15 protein-coding genes and 3 pseudogenes are annotated in these 15,928 nt (G+C 37.1%); 8 read left to right on the plus strand and 10 right to left on the minus strand.

What is annotated here, in order from left to right; translation table 11 throughout:
* Nucleotides 1-200: 200 nt before the first annotated feature.
* Nucleotides 201-1,298 carry a zinc-binding alcohol dehydrogenase family protein gene (locus M3610_RS00100; RefSeq protein ID WP_251455844.1) on the plus strand — a complete coding sequence of 366 codons (1,098 nt, stop codon included), beginning with the start codon at nt 201-203 and terminating at the stop codon, nt 1,296-1,298.
* A 463-nt stretch (nt 1,299-1,761) separates the two neighbouring features.
* Here the strand turns inward: M3610_RS00100 and M3610_RS27930 are convergent, their stop codons facing one another.
* Nucleotides 1,762-1,893 carry a hypothetical protein gene (locus tag M3610_RS27930; protein WP_285850866.1) on the minus strand — a complete coding sequence of 44 codons (132 nt, stop codon included), beginning with the start codon at nt 1,891-1,893 and terminating at the stop codon, nt 1,762-1,764.
* Between the two features lie 54 nt (nt 1,894-1,947).
* Here M3610_RS27930 and M3610_RS00105 point away from each other — a divergent pair, with 54 nt between their 5' ends.
* Nucleotides 1,948-2,193 carry a VanW family protein gene (locus M3610_RS00105; RefSeq protein ID WP_285850867.1) on the plus strand — a complete coding sequence of 82 codons (246 nt, stop codon included), beginning with the start codon at nt 1,948-1,950 and terminating at the stop codon, nt 2,191-2,193.
* A 62-nt stretch (nt 2,194-2,255) separates the two neighbouring features.
* Here M3610_RS00105 and M3610_RS00110 read toward each other — a convergent pair whose 3' ends face one another.
* Nucleotides 2,256-2,831: a helix-turn-helix domain-containing protein gene (locus M3610_RS00110; protein WP_251455848.1), complete on the minus strand. Its 576-nt coding sequence runs from the start codon at nt 2,829-2,831 to the stop codon at nt 2,256-2,258.
* Nucleotides 2,832-2,922: 91 nt separating this feature from the next.
* On the opposite strand from M3610_RS00110, the gene M3610_RS00115 reads away from it, so the two are divergent.
* Complete coding sequence (locus M3610_RS00115) at nt 2,923-4,152, plus strand: benzoate/H(+) symporter BenE family transporter (RefSeq protein WP_251455856.1); 1,230 nt, start codon at nt 2,923-2,925, stop codon at nt 4,150-4,152.
* 95 nt (nt 4,153-4,247) lie between these two features.
* Here M3610_RS00115 and M3610_RS00120 read toward each other — a convergent pair.
* Together M3610_RS00120 and M3610_RS28470 are read right to left on the minus strand one after the other, a co-directional pair.
* Nucleotides 4,248-5,115 (minus strand): annotated as a pseudogene (locus M3610_RS00120) (LLM class flavin-dependent oxidoreductase).
* A gap of 187 nt (nt 5,116-5,302) precedes the next feature.
* Nucleotides 5,303-5,649, minus strand: a pseudogene (locus M3610_RS28470) (ArsR/SmtB family transcription factor).
* Between the two features lie 154 nt (nt 5,650-5,803).
* Here M3610_RS28470 and M3610_RS00130 point away from each other — a divergent pair.
* Complete coding sequence (locus tag M3610_RS00130; RefSeq protein ID WP_396953629.1) at nt 5,804-5,914, plus strand: IS3 family transposase; 111 nt, start codon at nt 5,804-5,806, stop codon at nt 5,912-5,914.
* Nucleotides 5,915-6,734: 820 nt separating this feature from the next.
* Nucleotides 6,735-8,762, plus strand: coding sequence for a sigma-54-dependent Fis family transcriptional regulator (locus M3610_RS00135; protein ID WP_251455872.1), 2,028 nt, complete (start codon nt 6,735-6,737; stop codon nt 8,760-8,762).
* Between the two features lie 259 nt (nt 8,763-9,021).
* On the opposite strand, the gene M3610_RS00140 is transcribed toward M3610_RS00135, so the two are convergent.
* The 6 genes and pseudogenes from M3610_RS00140 to M3610_RS00165 all read right to left on the minus strand — a co-directional run bounded on the left by M3610_RS00140 (nt 9,022) and on the right by M3610_RS00165 (nt 13,616).
* Entirely contained in the window at nt 9,022-10,047 is a 1,026-nt protein-coding gene (locus tag M3610_RS00140) for an NAD(P)-dependent alcohol dehydrogenase (protein WP_251455874.1), read from the minus strand.
* Nucleotides 10,048-10,070: 23 nt separating this feature from the next.
* Entirely contained in the window at nt 10,071-10,757 is a 687-nt protein-coding gene (locus M3610_RS00145; RefSeq protein WP_251455876.1) for an iron-sulfur cluster assembly protein, read from the minus strand.
* A 31-nt stretch (nt 10,758-10,788) separates the two neighbouring features.
* Complete coding sequence (locus M3610_RS00150) at nt 10,789-11,805, minus strand: amidohydrolase family protein (protein ID WP_251455878.1); 1,017 nt, start codon at nt 11,803-11,805, stop codon at nt 10,789-10,791.
* Nucleotides 11,806-11,863: 58 nt separating this feature from the next.
* Entirely contained in the window at nt 11,864-12,412 is a 549-nt protein-coding gene (locus tag M3610_RS00155) for a DJ-1/PfpI family protein (protein WP_251455880.1), read from the minus strand.
* A 554-nt stretch (nt 12,413-12,966) separates the two neighbouring features.
* Nucleotides 12,967-13,312 (minus strand): annotated as a pseudogene (locus M3610_RS00160) (LLM class oxidoreductase); the annotation flags it as partial.
* A gap of 22 nt (nt 13,313-13,334) precedes the next feature.
* Nucleotides 13,335-13,616: a DUF3219 family protein gene (locus M3610_RS00165; RefSeq protein ID WP_251455883.1), complete on the minus strand. Its 282-nt coding sequence runs from the start codon at nt 13,614-13,616 to the stop codon at nt 13,335-13,337.
* A gap of 423 nt (nt 13,617-14,039) precedes the next feature.
* On the opposite strand from M3610_RS00165, the gene M3610_RS00170 reads away from it, so the two are divergent.
* The 3 genes from M3610_RS00170 (at nt 14,040) to hxlB (ending at nt 15,845) form a co-directional block, all read left to right on the plus strand.
* Nucleotides 14,040-14,198: a hypothetical protein gene (locus M3610_RS00170; protein WP_251456766.1), complete on the plus strand. Its 159-nt coding sequence runs from the start codon at nt 14,040-14,042 to the stop codon at nt 14,196-14,198.
* A 448-nt stretch (nt 14,199-14,646) separates the two neighbouring features.
* Nucleotides 14,647-15,279: a 3-hexulose-6-phosphate synthase gene (gene hxlA / locus M3610_RS00175; RefSeq protein ID WP_098575177.1), complete on the plus strand. Its 633-nt coding sequence runs from the start codon at nt 14,647-14,649 to the stop codon at nt 15,277-15,279.
* A gap of 8 nt (nt 15,280-15,287) precedes the next feature.
* The gene (gene hxlB, locus M3610_RS00180; protein ID WP_251455885.1) at nt 15,288-15,845 is read left to right on the plus strand and encodes a 6-phospho-3-hexuloisomerase; all 558 of its coding nucleotides are present in this window, start codon (nt 15,288-15,290) and stop codon (nt 15,843-15,845) included.
* Nucleotides 15,846-15,928: the final 83 nt, after the last annotated feature.

Here is a 15,928-nt window from a genome sequence, read left to right on the forward strand (position 1 = left end):
AAAGGTATATTTTTTACACGATGCTGGGTTCATATTGAATCAGAGTTAATTTTTGGTGTATTTTTCTTACATTTGGATAGCCGAAAGCCTACGAACCCGAATAATGGACACTTAAAAAAAGTCCCTTATTCGGGTTATTGTGTTCGCTGGACAAAAACCCGTTTATAATCATTTAGAGGAATAACCGGAGGAAATTTAAAATGAGTAAAATTATATTTAACGAGATTCAGATAAAATTATTAGAGAGTAATCCGAATGTGGACCATGTGTCCGAACGTTCTATTTCTTATACACCCGACTTTAAGATAAGAGCTGTAAAAGAGAATTTTAATGGAAAGGGCCCCGCACAAATTTTTATTGAGCAGGGGTTTGACCTTCAAGTTATTGGTTCGGCCATATCGGTCAATCCTGTTGATACAAAGGTACGAGCTCCTAAGGAAAGAGTTGAGGAAGTTCCTAAAATTCTAGGTTGGGATGTAGCAGGAGTCGTCGAAGAGACAGGACCGGACTGTTCATTGTTTCGTCCGGGAGATGAAATTTTTTATGCTGGCAGTATTGCACGACAAGGAGGAAACAGTGAATACCATCTGGTCGATGAACGAATCGTTGGGCGCAAACCTGTTTCCTTAAGATTTGTGGAAGCCGCAGCTCTTCCCCTAACCTCCATTACAGCTTGGGAAGCGTTATTTACCCGAATGTCTATTTCCCAAGATCCGGGCCCTAACAAAGGAAAGGCTCTGCTGATCATTGGTGCAGCCGGGGGTGTAGGTTCCATTGCCACTCAGCTTGCAAAACAAGCGGGGCTTACTGTAATCGGGACTGCTTCCCGGTCGGAAACTGTTAGCTGGGTTAAATCAATGGGCGCGGACTATACCATTAATCACCATGACCCGCTCCTTCCACAACTTCAAGCAATTGGATTTACAAACGTTCCGTACATTTTTTGCCTTAATGCTTTGGAAAAACACTGGGCCGGTATTACCGAAGCTATTTCTCCGCAAGGAGTTGTGTGCGCAATTGATGATCCAGCCTCTCCGCTGGACCTCAAATTGCTTAAGCAAAAAAGCGTCACCTTCGTGTGGGAGTTTATGTTTACTCGCCCTGTTTACGAAACAGATGATATGATTGAGCAGCATCTATTGCTTAATCGTATTGCTGATGCTGTGGACCATCAAAAATTAAAGACAACACTGGCCGAAGTCCTTGGACCGATCTCAGCAGAAAATCTCCGTCTAGCCCTCAAACTTTTGGAGAGCAATAGGACGATTGGTAAAATTGTACTAGAAGGTTTTGTTTAAAAACCTGTTTGCAGAGAGTATAAAAAACAATGAGGTTTCCCGATAAATAGGTGATTCGATAATTGCAATTGGATATAAATATAAAGCCGACTGATCACAGCCGGCTTTAATTACACAAAGAAACTTTCTTTTACTTATGATATGGTCCAGATGGTACTTCTTTAAAGATACTTCCTATACTGATTGATTCCAACGTTCTATCCCAATCTGAAACACAAAAATAAGATCTTTTTTAGGATATACATTAAACCTAAACTTTGAACTTAGAGTACTCTAGTTTAGGATACTATGTTTAAGGGGTCTCTGCTTGGGTGTTGATGGCTGACCATCCTAGAGGCCGCATTATTTAGAATAGCGCATTTCACACCGGATGAACAATACTCGCATTTAAACTCCCAATATAAGCTCTATGTAACCCCACTACGTATTTTTTAAGCATTAACACAAGGAGCACTTCCCGGTCTTACGCTATGTAAGAATCCGCTAAATTTTGAGGATCCTCAGGTGAACGGATAGAATATTTTACAAACTGTTCCTGCGATTCCTTAATTTCCTGCTTAATTCGTACTACTTCAAAAATTGACATAGATTCCATTTCTCCAAACTCCCTTTCCTTCTTGTTTTTCGTTTTTCCATTTTTTCTTTTGCTTTGCGAAGCGAGTCGGGAATAAATGTGATTCAACGCTCCTCACACAGCAGGGAAGGTTCATACGTTCCTCCTGGACGGGATGCCCAAGTGAGCTGGAATGGGCCAGATTTAATTTTTAAAAATAATTACAACCAGCCTATCCTCATTCAGGCGAAAACATTAGAGGACAAATTGATTGTTAATGATTATTCTTCTGATGTCATTACTTATAGGCCTAAAAATGTTCCATCTCTTCCAAAGGATTGAAATTACATGCCCAAGTGAGGTTGCTTACTTGGGTTTTTATGGAAAATTTAATCTTTGAAGTGTTAAGAAGGATATCTCACCACTACATGTAACACGGCCTCTTCATCACCGATATTCTTATAAAGATGTTTGCTCGCAGCTTCAAACTTAATGGAATCAAACTGTTTGAGTTGGTATACCCTCTCCTCGACTTTAAAGCTGATATTTCCCCTCATTACCGTCACAAATTCCATTGCTCCTTTATGATGCGGCTCCGGCGAGTACATGGCTTGCAGTCCAAGAAATGCTCGATATATTTCCATTGTTGGTCCATCTGTATTCCGAAAAACTGTCTCTACTCTCCATGTTTGGTCTGGCCCATAAATCATATAGCCCTCTCCACATCTCGAAAGATCGACATGGTCGTCCATTACTAAAATTCTTGTTAAAGGGATCGATAACCCTTCTGTAATTTTCCATACAACTCCTAATGTAGGATTCGTTTCTCCCCTTTCAATCTTTCCTAACGTGAGCTTGCTAACACCTGTTTTTTCGGCAAGCTCCTCGAGGCTCAATTTTTGTTCGCTTCTAATGTTCCGAAGCAGCCCGCCCATTTGTTGAATTAATTTTCTTGTTTGTTCATCTTCTAATCCCATCATTAGGTCCTCCATATTTTCGTATATTATTATATACATTTTATCAGTTTTAATATATTATACTATACTGTAGCTTATTTTAGGAGTGAGTACTTTGTGGAAGAAGAATATTGTTGAATTTCCCCGATTATTATCGATTGGAAATATTTCAAATGGTTTTGTGGCCTGGCTATTCGGCGCAACTGGACCATTACTGATTGTTTTACAAGCTGCTTCGAAAGGCCACCTATCTGATTCAGCGATTACATCCTGGATCTTTGCTATTTATGGAATTGGGGGATTGCTATCGATTGGTCTCTCCTTTTATTACCGCCAGCCGATTGGATATGCTTTTTCAATTCCTGGTGCAATTCTTGTCGGAGCATCCTTATCTCATTACACATTTAGCCAGGTAGTTGGTGCCTATCTCGTTACAGGCATCGTCATTTTTCTTTTAGGAATATCTGGAATGATCCATAAATTAATGAAGGTCCTACCTATGCCAGTCATGATGGGAATGGTTTCCGGCGTCCTTCTTCCCTTTGGTACAGATATGTTTCGTTCTGTTCTCGACAATCCCTTGTTAAATGGAATTCCTTTTCTAGTATTTCTTGTTATTTCTTTTTTCGGCAAGCTGTCAAAAAAATTCCCTCCCATTGTTGGGGCTATTCTCACATCTATTGTTTTATTAAAAGTATTACCAGGAATTCAAGTTCATGGTGTATCATTTTCTTTGGCGGTACCGCACGTGGTCTTTCCTTCCTTTAATTTATCTGTGATGGGAGAACTGGTTATTCCGTTAGTGCTTACGGTCATCGCAATACAAAATGCTCAAGGAATTGCTGTTCTGGAGAGTGCGAATTATCTCCCGCCCATTAATTCTATGACGAGTTGGAGCGGGATTGGATCGATTCTTAATGGATTTATGGGCGGCCATTCTGCTTGTATTGCCGGTCCAATGACTGCCTTATTAGCAAGTAAGGAATCTGGATTGAAAGAAAATCGTTATGCCGCTGCAATCGTATTAGGAATTTTGTCATGTTTATTAGCTGTTTTTGCACCAATGGCAGCAGCCGTTCCCCATTTGATTCCCTCCTCATTAATTAAAATGCTGGGGGGGCTGGCCATGATTAATGTCCTGATTGACTCTTTGAAGACGAGCTTTTCAGGGCGTTTTAAAACAGGTGCTTTATTTTCATTTTTGATTACGATTTCTGGAATTTCTCTCTTTCATATCGGGGCACCTTTTTGGGGATTGGTTGGAGGAACCTTAGCTTCCTTCTTCTTAGATCGAACAGATTTAAAAACTTCTGCTTCACAGGATCAAACAACTCAATCGGTTTAATAGTCACAAAAAATGGCTTGGAGTTTCCTCCAAGCCATTTACCATTATTCCCCTTTTGTAATATCTGCCAAAATTTCATGAGAACGAAGGCGGGCTTAGTGATCATACACCTGGGCAATCGCCATAATTTCATCAGCCCCGCTTTCCTCTATAAAGTTCTGAAGCTTTTCTTTCACTGTTTTAGGGCTGCCCACAATAGATAAACCTAATGAATTTTGAAGAGCCTCTATTTCATAGTTGCTTGCCATTTCATGAATGTTATCAACTGGTGGTTGGAAGGGCACATCCTTACCACGCATTAAATTCAAAAACTGCTGTTGGAGAGTAGTTTCAAGAAGCTGTGCTTCTTTATCCGTTTCTGCTGCAATCACGTTTAACCCGACCATTGCATACGGCTTGTCCAGTACTTTAGAAGGTTTAAATGAACGTCGATATAAGTTTAGAGCAGGCAGCGTGTTATGTGGTGAGAAATGGCCGGCAAATGCGAATGCAGACCAAGTCCTCCGGCCAGCTGGGCACTAAATCCGCTTGAACCTAACAACCAAATTGGAATATTCAAACCTTCAACTGGAACAGCCTTAACATATTTGTTTCCTTGTACTAAGTCAGGATCAAAGTAACCGCGGAGTTCAGCTAACTGTTCTGGAAAGTCATCTCCAGTACTTCTCAAATCACGTCTTAATGCACGGGCAGTAAGCTGATCTGTACCTGGCGCACGGCCAAGACCAAGGTCAATTCGGCCAGGATATAAGTATTCAAGGGTCCCAAACTGTTCAGCAATCACGAGTGGCGCATGATTCGGCAGCATGATCCCGCCTGAACCTACCCGGATTTTTGATGTACTTGCAGCGACATGTCCTATCAATACAAAAGTGGCAGAGCTGGCGATAAACGGCATATTATGATGTTCAGCGAGCCAATAGCGTTATACCCAAGTTTTTCAGCAAGCTGTGCTAACTCCATTGTATTGCGAAATGAATCAGCTGGTGTGCTTCCGGCCACAATCGGTGAAAGATCTAGTACCGAAAACGGAATTTCATTTAGTTTTTTTATATGGTTAGATATACGTTCATCTTCTTCCTTAATGTTTGATTTATAGAGGATAAATACCTGGGTTAATTAATAGACTTTCTTTCTCCTTTTTTAAGGGCTATATATTCATACCGATGTATTTTTCGAACTGTTTGATGGTTTTCTTATTACGCCGATAATACGTCCATTGTCCAATTCGTTTCATTTCGACTAGCCCACTCTGCAGTAGAATCGATAAATACTGGGAAGTTGTGGACTGTGAGATCCGGGTTTTGCTGCGGATATCACTTACACAAACACCACCTTCAAATCCTTCACTTTTACAATATGGGCTTGTGTTGAAAAATTATTATCAGGGTCTTTTAGCGTTTGAAGTATTTTTATTCTAGTCTGGTTGGACAATGCCTTAAAAATTTCAACGGCCTGTTCGTCATTTAATCGTTCTAATTCCTGATTCAATATCATAAATGATGTCATGATCAAAAGTTTCAATCTTTTTTTACTCTCTAAGCCAATACACTGTCTATTTATCTCCCAAACTTGATAATAATAAAAGGGTTTAGCAAAAGTCTTTTTCTCCTTTGTTTCTTCGTCCTCCGTCTTTTTCCAAAGCCAATATATGAAAGAATTAGACGATTATATTTACTATTACAATCACAAACGAATGAAGGCAAAATTAAAAGACCTGAGTCCATTAGAATACCGAACTCAAGTCTTAAAAGTTGCATAAAAATATTTGTCTAACTTTATTAGGTAAAATCAAATTTACGTTGTCTTTCATTTTTTAAGCGATAGGTAACCTAACCAGGCATTCTTCACTAATTCCTATCCCATTATCAATAATTTTTATAAGTATATTTTCCTTTTCAAGACTCCCAACAGCATCGTTTGAAAGGAGAGTCTCGATGCAGAGCTTTTCAATTAAGAAAAGCGATTTTTATTCAATAGGATTTCGAAGAAAGACTTCGAAGAAAAAGAGCGTACTTTCTCCTTGCGTCAGCATGGAGGCAGTCGGCCTTTTTAGGGGTCCGATGCCCCTAAAAAGCCGCCAACACACTTTTAGTCATTAGGAGCAATGCATAGCGAGCGACACGATTCCTGGCGTAGCCGGGAATTTTCCATGCTCTTAGGTACACTAAAACATCCGATTAACATCTTCCCATTCGTCCAAACAAAGCTACTCCGGTCTGTTGTTGTTTTAGAGGATCCTTCATTAACGCTATCGCGGCAACAACTGCCATAAATGCCTTTTGTGCTGATTCTCAATCCTGAGCAAATTTCTTACTGTCGGGTATGTTCCTATCCTTATTTTTATTTCTTCTCCCACTGCTGAATTTGATGGATGCTGCTGAAGTCGCTGTATAAATTCAAATTTTTTTGAATTTTGTTGAATTTTAGCTTATAATTATTGTCGACTGATTTCATTAAAAATTTACATTGTCCTAATAAACGAATATTTCTAAACCATCCTCTTTTCTTATTTAACGCACTTTATGACAAAAAACGTAAGCGTATACACTATCCCTAATTTTTAAAAGAGGTGATATAGAATGAAAAGTCAATTTATTTCATTAAATGTTAACGAATCTCCAACCGATGAAAAAGTGAGGCTTTCAAAAGTTTGGGGAAATTTTGTTTCCGGAAAAGAATTGGATGTAAAAGTGAGACCTCTAACCCAGCAATCATGGATTCGTTCCTTAGAACATGGTATCAATCCGATAAGAGGAATAGCCCCATTTACTTTAACAGAGGAAAAGATTTTAGAATATAAATCGTCTATGCCTCTTTATTCCATTATAAAACCTATATTTTCAGAATTAAAAGAAGTAGCTATCGACTCAGGTCATCTAGTGGTTTTTTGCAATAATAATGGAGAAATTATTGATTTAGAAGGAGATTCGTTGCTTAAAAGGGCAGCGGAAAGAATGAATTTTACAGTTGGAACTTCATGGTTAGAAAATAATATTGGAACTAATGGTATTGGCACTGCTCTTGCTACAGGTTCTCCTATGCAAGTTTTTGCTAGTGAGCATTTTTGTGAACCCGTACATAATTGGACATGTTCAGCCGCTCCTATTAGAGATCCTGCAACAAATGAAATTATTGGAGTAATTAATTTAACAGGGGAATGGAGGCTGATACATCCTCACTCGTTGTCTACTGCTATTTCAATAGCACAGACTATTGAAGGGAAACTTCTTAATATACTTGAATTTGAACGGTATAAGTTATTGGACCATTATATTGAATCAAGTATTAGAAACCCAAATAGAGTAACAGCAATACTTGATCGTGCAGGTCAAGTAATAAAGGCTAACCATCTTTTTTATGCAAATGGATGGGTCGAGGACAATAGCAACTGTATAACTGATCTAGAAAATCTAAATTTAATAAAGGAGCAAAAATGGCAGTCGAAAAAAAATGAGGGTTGGTGGTTCGAATTAGTTCCTTTTTATTATAGGAATAAACGAATCGGATCCGTTGTACAGGCTATTTCACCAAAGGTTTCCGTGAAGATTGCTGAAAATAATGTAAAATATTCTTTCTTAAATCTTATTGGCGAATCTAAAGATTTTCAATCTGTGATTTCAGAAGCTCGTACTATTGCAGACCTAAATTTACCGGTACTTATTGAAGGAGAAAGCGGAACCGGAAAAGAATTATTCGCACAATCTATTCACGCTGCTAGTTCTCGTTCTTCAGAACCCTTTATTGCAGTTAACTGTGGGGCAATTCAAAAAGACCTTGCAGAGAGTGAATTATTTGGTTATGAAGAGGGAACCTTTACAGGAGGACAAAAGGGAGGAAGATCGGGGAAATTCCAACAGGCCGAAGGCGGAACTATATTTCTAGATGAAATAGGGGAAATGCCGTTAAATTTGCAAACCATTTTACTAAGAGTTCTTGAAGAAGGAGAAATTGTTCGCCTTGGTGGAAAGAAGCCTATAAAATTAAATGTAAGAGTTATTGCAGCTACCAACCGTGATTTAAAAAAAGCTTCAAAAGAGGGAACATTTCGTCTTGATCTTTATTATCGACTGAACATTCTTTCGCTACAGATCCCACCATTGCGTGGTAGATCGGAAGATATTCCTCTGCTACTTGACCATTTGTTAAAAAACGTTTGTAGGCAGATGGGACGCCCCCAACTTAAGATCGAAAATGAAGCATTACAATTCCTTGAACAGTACGAATGGCCTGGGAATGTTCGAGAACTGCGAAATTTCGTGTATAAAATGGTTGTGAAAGTACGAGATAATAATCCAATAACTATTTCTGATCTTCCAAAAGAAATTATTGATCATAAAGACAATAAACAGCATGACAATAATACTTCAAATCATAACAATACTAAATATGGGCAATCTCTCTTAACCCCACAAAATGATTCAAAAACTAATATCCAACTTTTAAAAGATCAGGAACTAAAGACAATATTAAAGGTACTTGATGACGTAAATGGTAATGTTAAAGAGGCTGCTAAAAGACTAGGAATACATCGAAGTACAATATACCGAAAGCTCTCGAGTCTTAATGAACTTAAAAATCAAGGGAATGTTACTACGTTTACTACATAAAGTACTTACACGAAAAATGTTGTGAATTATATAAATTTATAAAATAAAAAAATCACAAAGTCATTTCAGAGAAGTGATATTATTCCTTTTGTGTAGACAGTTTAGACCTATGGCTATCCTAGGATTACAGCTGTCATCAGATAAAATTCCTATTCTTTATTTTTTAGAACTTGACTGCAGACTTTTCGGTGAATAACTACCTTTTTAGAATTAAGGACAGACGTAATTTCAAACGTCTGTCCTCATGAAATGTTCAGTTTTATGGTACTAAGATAGCTCGTCCATTTATTTTACCTTCATGGAGTAATTGTAGAACTTCGTTCACTTGATCAAAAGGAAACTTAGTAGAGTGAAGTTTTACTTTACCTCGACCAAACAGTACCATAAGTTCGTACAATTCGTTATAGTTACCAACTAAGCTACCAACAATGCTATATTCATTATTTATAATATTTAAAGATGGGACCTTTACAGTTCCGCCATAACCAACCACAAAATAATGCCCACCCTTTCGAAGCATCTTCATACTATCAGCATGGGTTTGGTCCGATCCCACAAAGTCTATAATGATATCGGGTCCTTTGTCGTCTGTTAATGTTTTTATGTTTGGAATCATGTTATGGTCTGCTTTTACTGCGTTGGATGCTCCTAATTCCAACGTCGCATTTAAACGAGCTTCATCTCTATCAACAGTGATAATGTCAGCGTTTCCAAGTTCGCGCATGATTTGTACACCAATATGTCCAAGTCCGCCCATCCCGATCATCACAACTTTAGTTCCAGGCATAGCTAATGGTGCTGCTTTACGAACCGCACGATAAGCTGTAATGCCTGCATCTGCAAATGGAGCTACATCCGCAGGATCCACAATATCAGGTAATTTAATTAGTGCACGTTCAGAAGTTTTTAGGTATTCTGCATATCCTCCATCAACGGTAAGTCCGGAAAATTTTAATTTTTCACAATGCATATCTTCTCCAGCTCTACAACTCAAACATTTTCCACAACTAGATACAGGATGAAGAATTACTGGATCTCCAACTTTAAAATCAGTAACAGCGGAACCCACTTCATGAACCCATCCAGCATTTTCATGTCCAATAATATGAGGCAATTCAGTTTCTAAGGTTTCTGCCCATACGCCTTCTATTAAATGTAAATCGGTATGACAAACCCCAGCGCCAGCAACTTTAATAATGACATCCGTCGGGTCGGTTATCACTGGATTAGGGACCTCTTCAATAACTAATGGTTTGTTATATTCATATAATCGTGCTGCTTTCATTCATTTCCATCTCCTTTTTCTGATTATTTTGTTTGATAACGTGTATCCAGTAGGCCACGACAATAGATACCATTAAACTCCATTGACATACGTGTTCTTCTAGCTTCTAATAGATAGTCTTTAAGTTCTAACGGTTCGATTCTTTCTCCTGTATGCTTTTTAAAAGCTAAATCATTAGGATGACTACTTAATCCTAAATCTCTATTAAGGGTTAAATAACGATTTAAAACTGCTCTATCTTGAATAGCAAAATTGGATTCTAGTTCATTTATAGTAAGGCTTAATAATTCCTTATCCATTCCAAAGTTAATCAAGTCACGAAGTAGCTTCTCTTGTCTTGCAATATACGATTTGATTTGGAACTTTTTCCGCACTTCATTTAAATCTCCAGATGCCATATCACTAAAAACTTCACTGAATGATTTTCCTTCAGCCACTCCTTTATTTATTGCCTCTGAAGCAGAATGATCTTTAAGATTAAAATTGAAGTTTTTTACCCAGGGAATTTCCATTACTCGATCCCTGATGTCTTCGGCCATTATAAAAGCGAAATTTGGAGAACACCAATAAGTGGGAAGACGCATTGAAACACTGACATTATCACCTTCAATATTTACTTCATCTATGAAATTCATTTCTACAACAGACTTGTCAAGCTCAGGGTCGTATACTAAATTAAGTTTCTCCATAACTATTTCGTGATGTCGCAATTGGAATTCTCCTTTCCTAAACTGATTTCTATTATAGAACAGCTAATTTTTCCTTACGTAATAGTGCTTTCTGTGTTTCAATATCAATGTTATAGAGGGCAGCCGCGTTTTGGCCTAAAATTTTCTTCTTTACATTTAGATCCAACTTAGCTCCTGTCTCTTGAGCAATATCATCAGGTAATTCAAAGGCCATAAATTTCTCAATTAGCCAACCTGGTTCCCAAATCGCATAATCACTACCAAATAGAATTCTGTCTTCACCTACCCAGTAAAGTAACTCGCTTATGATTTCTGCAAAATATCGAGGTCTATCGTGAATGAACGGCATAACCACAGCCAATCCGGCATACACATTTTTTTCCTGAGTAGCGATCCAACAAAAATCTTCTAATCTAGGAAGGCCGCAATGCTCTACTATAAAATTTAATTCAGGATAACAACTAGCTGCATCGTCTACGTCAGCAACATCAAAAGCATCTCTATTTAAAGGAGTGACTGTTGGTCCTTTATGAACATGAATATTTTTAATTCCTAGTTCGATACATTTCTCAAGATATCTCTTAGTCCGAGGTTCTGATAATTTATAACCTTTTGATTGCCCATACCAGTCAGCGGTATAAAGTTTAATACCTTGCCAACCATACTTTTCTATATTTTCTTCTAATTTTTCTAGGCCAAGTTCACCGTGTCGAGGATCAAGCGTACCGTTACAGATAAAACGATTTTTATACTGTTTAGCTAAGCGGTCATTGGCTTCAAAATCTCCGAATCCATTTTTATAAAATTCATTAAGCCAAACGGGTTGAAAAATAGCCATGTCTGCGTAGCCTTTTACTATAACATCATTAACTAAATCAACAGGATTCATTTTTCTAAACTTTTCATAAGGCCATAAAAGATCTTTAGGAGTATGATCTTTATGGTAGTCATAAAAACAACTAATAAATTCTTCACCATGTCGATTTAATTGGTTTTCTGGACTTCCATCCCATAGGCCTATATGTGCATCAATAACAAAAATTTCTTCTCCGTTAGCAGTTTTAAACATTTCAATTCCTCCCGGTTTTAATTTTTCAAAAATTAAATTCTAAGAAAATTCACTACAGTTATTTTAGTAGTTTTATAAATTCCTTTATAAATTTGGGATGATCAATCCATGCGCGTGATGTAACAAAGTTTCCATCTACAACCACTTTTTCATCAACAAACGTTGCTCCCGCAGCCTTTAAGTCTGGCTCTAAAGACCAAAATGCTGCACATCGTTTTCCTTTTAGATAGCCTAACGGAATAAGAGCAATTGCTGCATGACATTCGAAGGCTAATGGTTTATTAGACTCTACAAAATGTTTCACAATTTCATTAAAAGATTTATCATTTCGAATATATTCAGGAGCTCTTCCACCAGGAATGACAGCGCCTTCATATTCACTCGGATTAACTTCGCTAAAAGCGAGATTCGCTTCTACACGGTATCCAAGTTTTTCTGTAAAAGTATCAATTCCTGGTTCAAAATCATGAATAACAGTTTGAATGACCTTTTTTGTTGGTGCAGCAATATGAACCGTATAGCCTTCCTCTTGTAACCGATGTAAGGGGTACATAACTTCTTGAGACTCTGCCATGTCCCCAGTAATAATTAAAATTTTCCTATCCAACTTAAAAACCTCCTTCCTGTTTCATTAACCTCATGTATATTACTTGCAATTAACGTGCCAATTTAAAATTGAAGATCTTTACTATTGAAATACCCATAGATACCGACACTGTCACAGATAAAGATTTCGAAGGTTCTTTCCATTTTTGTAGATAATTGAGACAACGAAATGCATAAAGGAACATCATTATTATGTTGTTTTTATAAAATTAATTTCGTGCATGTTTATGAAATAAAACTTTAAAAAGTAGTAAATCGTACTTTTTCCAAATTCGCAATATTCAACTTTTGTCTTAAAATGCGACATTAATTACTTTATTTTGCGACAAATTTTAGTTATTAATCTAGTGAAAATGGTTTAAATGCTAGATAAATATTTGCATAAAACTTGCTAATATAATTTACGAAAGTGTTTTAACTAAAACCTATGAAATCAACAAGACGAAATAACGCTTACTTAGAAATTCCTCAAATAATTAGAAATAATAAAAAAATGATGATTTAGGTATGATTAGGTTACTGGTTCACTATCGGTCACTAGGGAGTATTTAGCCTTAACATCCATAGATCAGGACTAATTTGCGGTAACGGAGAAGCCTCTAATACGGTCCCTTCATTATCTATGTATTTAATTAATTCATTTACTAAATCAGGCATTTTATAGACATGTTGCAAATAGTTATCCGATAATGCATTTGATACTTCAGCAGGACCACCCGGTGCCCTTCCAATCCCTACATCAATTCGATTAGGAAATAGAGTGGATAACATGTGATAGGTTTCTGCTACTTTATACGGCTTATAGTATGGCAATGCGTGCGAGATTCATTGATTCCTGTAATGCTTCATTTGCCGTTTGATTAGTTGAGATGGGAGACTGATCTAAAATGCTTAATTTCATAAGATGAAAATCCCCTTTTCTATTATTCCGCTTCTTTCAATGTCAGTTTATATTCACCAATTTGCCCTTTTTCGTATAGATTCGTAATTGATGTTGAATATTCTTGAATCGTTCCGCGGAACTCAAGATGTCTCTCGAGTACGATTACATCAAATCTTCCTTTGTATAATAACGTTGCTATGTCATGGTAGTCGTCACTTGTAACATAAAAAGTTAACGATATCTGAGTTTTACCTTCTATCTTTTTTTCATCATATTGTGTGATTTTAATTTTAGTATCATTTAGTTGGATTTCTGTAACCATTTCATCATCGTCCCTTTCTAAAAGATAACATCTTCCTTATACATTTAACGTACTCTAACTTAGTTAGAAATGACGCCGTATGATATGATTTTTCTAGAATATCGTGACGAACGTAAACTTTCTACGTTCGTCACAACCATGTAAAAAGTTAATCAACCGGTAATACACCCGTTCGTAATATAAGGTTAGCCAGAATTTTCTGGTTGACCTTTTTGTTTATGGTCTTATTATTACGGTAGTCGGGGTAGAACGTCGCACCCGTGGAACTCGATTCCGTCAGCTAAACTGTTCACCCCCTACTTGTATAAACATGTTTCAGGCTGGTTGGGACCATGATCCCGTTTAACAAGCGAACCTATGACATTACAAGCAGCTATAGGGGATACCGACTAATATGTATTTCTAGGAGGAGGAGAAATCAATATGAATCCAGTGATTGGTCTGGATATATCAAAAGGAGAAAGCCAAGTTCAAGCATTTTTAGATAAAGGTAAACCATATCGTAAGAGTTTTAGTATTAAACATGCCAATTTGGTGGATCTTTCCGTTTATACCAAAATACCCAGTAGAATACTAAGTTAGATTAAAGGTAAATGATGATATATTCCTATTAAGTACTCTTTTGCTTTAATAAGTGGTTTGTATTCTTCCTCCATCAAATAGTCGAGAATAAATCGATCGTTTTCTTTTTTTATATCCCTAAGAGTAAAGAAATAAGGTGAATCTTCTTGTAGATCTTTTAAATCTTCAATTCGTTCCGCCAACACTTTGTTTTAAAGTTAAATAGTAAGACTATATAAGCGGTTTGTTTCATAGTATACTTTTTAACACTATGTAAAAAAAAAGTGCGTACTTTTATTGTTGTTATATACGTTGTATACTTGCAGTTGTCAAGCGGGAGAGCATGATATCCCTTATTGCTGGCAGGTACAGATAATGCCTATAAGGATAATATTACAGTAAAAGTATTATTACCCTTTGGGAACATTATCACTGTACAACAATAAAAAAATTATAGGAGAGAATATAGATGGAATTACAATTAGCATTAGATTTAGTCAATATCCCAGAAGCAATTCAGTTGGTAAAAGAAGTGGAGGAACATATTGATATCGTAGAAATCGGAACACCTGTTGTTATCAATGAAGGTCTCCATGCAGTAAAGGCAATAAAAGAAGCATTCCCTAATTTAAAAGTTTTAGCAGACCTAAAAATCATGGATGCAGCTGGTTATGAAGTAATGAAAGCTTCTGAAGCAGGTGCAGATATCGTCACAATTCTTGGTACTGCTGAAGATATGTCTATTAAAGGTGCCGCTGAAGAAGCGAAAAAACAAGGTAAAAAAATCCTTGTTGATATGATTGCTGTAAAAGATCTTGCTGGACGTGCAAAAGAAGTGGACGCTATGGGTGTTGATTATATTTGTGTGCACACTGGCTACGATCTACAAGCTGTTGGAAAGAACTCATTTGAAGATTTACAAACTATTAAAAGTGTTGTAAAAAATGCTAAAACTGCAATCGCAGGTGGTATTAAATTAGACACACTTCCAGAAGTCATCAAAGTACAACCAGACCTTGTCATTGTAGGTGGCGGGATAACTGGACAAGCTGATAAAAAAGCTGCTGCTGCCAAAATGCAACAAATGATTAATCAAGGGTAATTCAGATCATGCATACAACTCAATACCTAGCTGAAATCATAAAAGAGTTAAATCGCTCCGTAGATTTAATTTCGGATGATGAAGCTGAAAAATTAGTAAATGGGATTCTTGAATCAAAAAAAATCTTTGTTGCAGGCGCAGGTAGATCTGGATTTATGGCCAAATCATTCGCCATGCGAATGATGCACATGGGGATAGATGCCTATGTGATTGGCGAAACAGTAACCCCTAACTTTGAAAAAGATGACATCTTAATCATTGGATCAGGTTCAGGAGAAACAAAAGGTTTAGTTTCCATGGCTGAGAAAGCAAAAAGCATCGGTGGGACGATTGCAGCTGTAACCATTTTCCCTGAGTCCACTATTGGACAATTAGCGGATATCACAATTAAGTTGCCTGGCTCACCTAAAGATCAGTCGGAGAGTGATTTTAAGACGATTCAACCAATGGGCTCATTATTTGAGCAAACACTTTTACTATTTTACGACGCTGTGATTCTTCGGTTCATGGAGAAAAAAGGTTTGGATACCAATAAAATGTACGGTAGACACGCCAACTTAGAATAAATATATTATTCCTCGAGGGAAAGACCTAAAGCTGTTTCCATGCAAAATTGCGGTCTTTCTGTTAGAATGAACTACTTCAATTT

The organism is Neobacillus sp. MER 74, assembly GCF_023714155.1.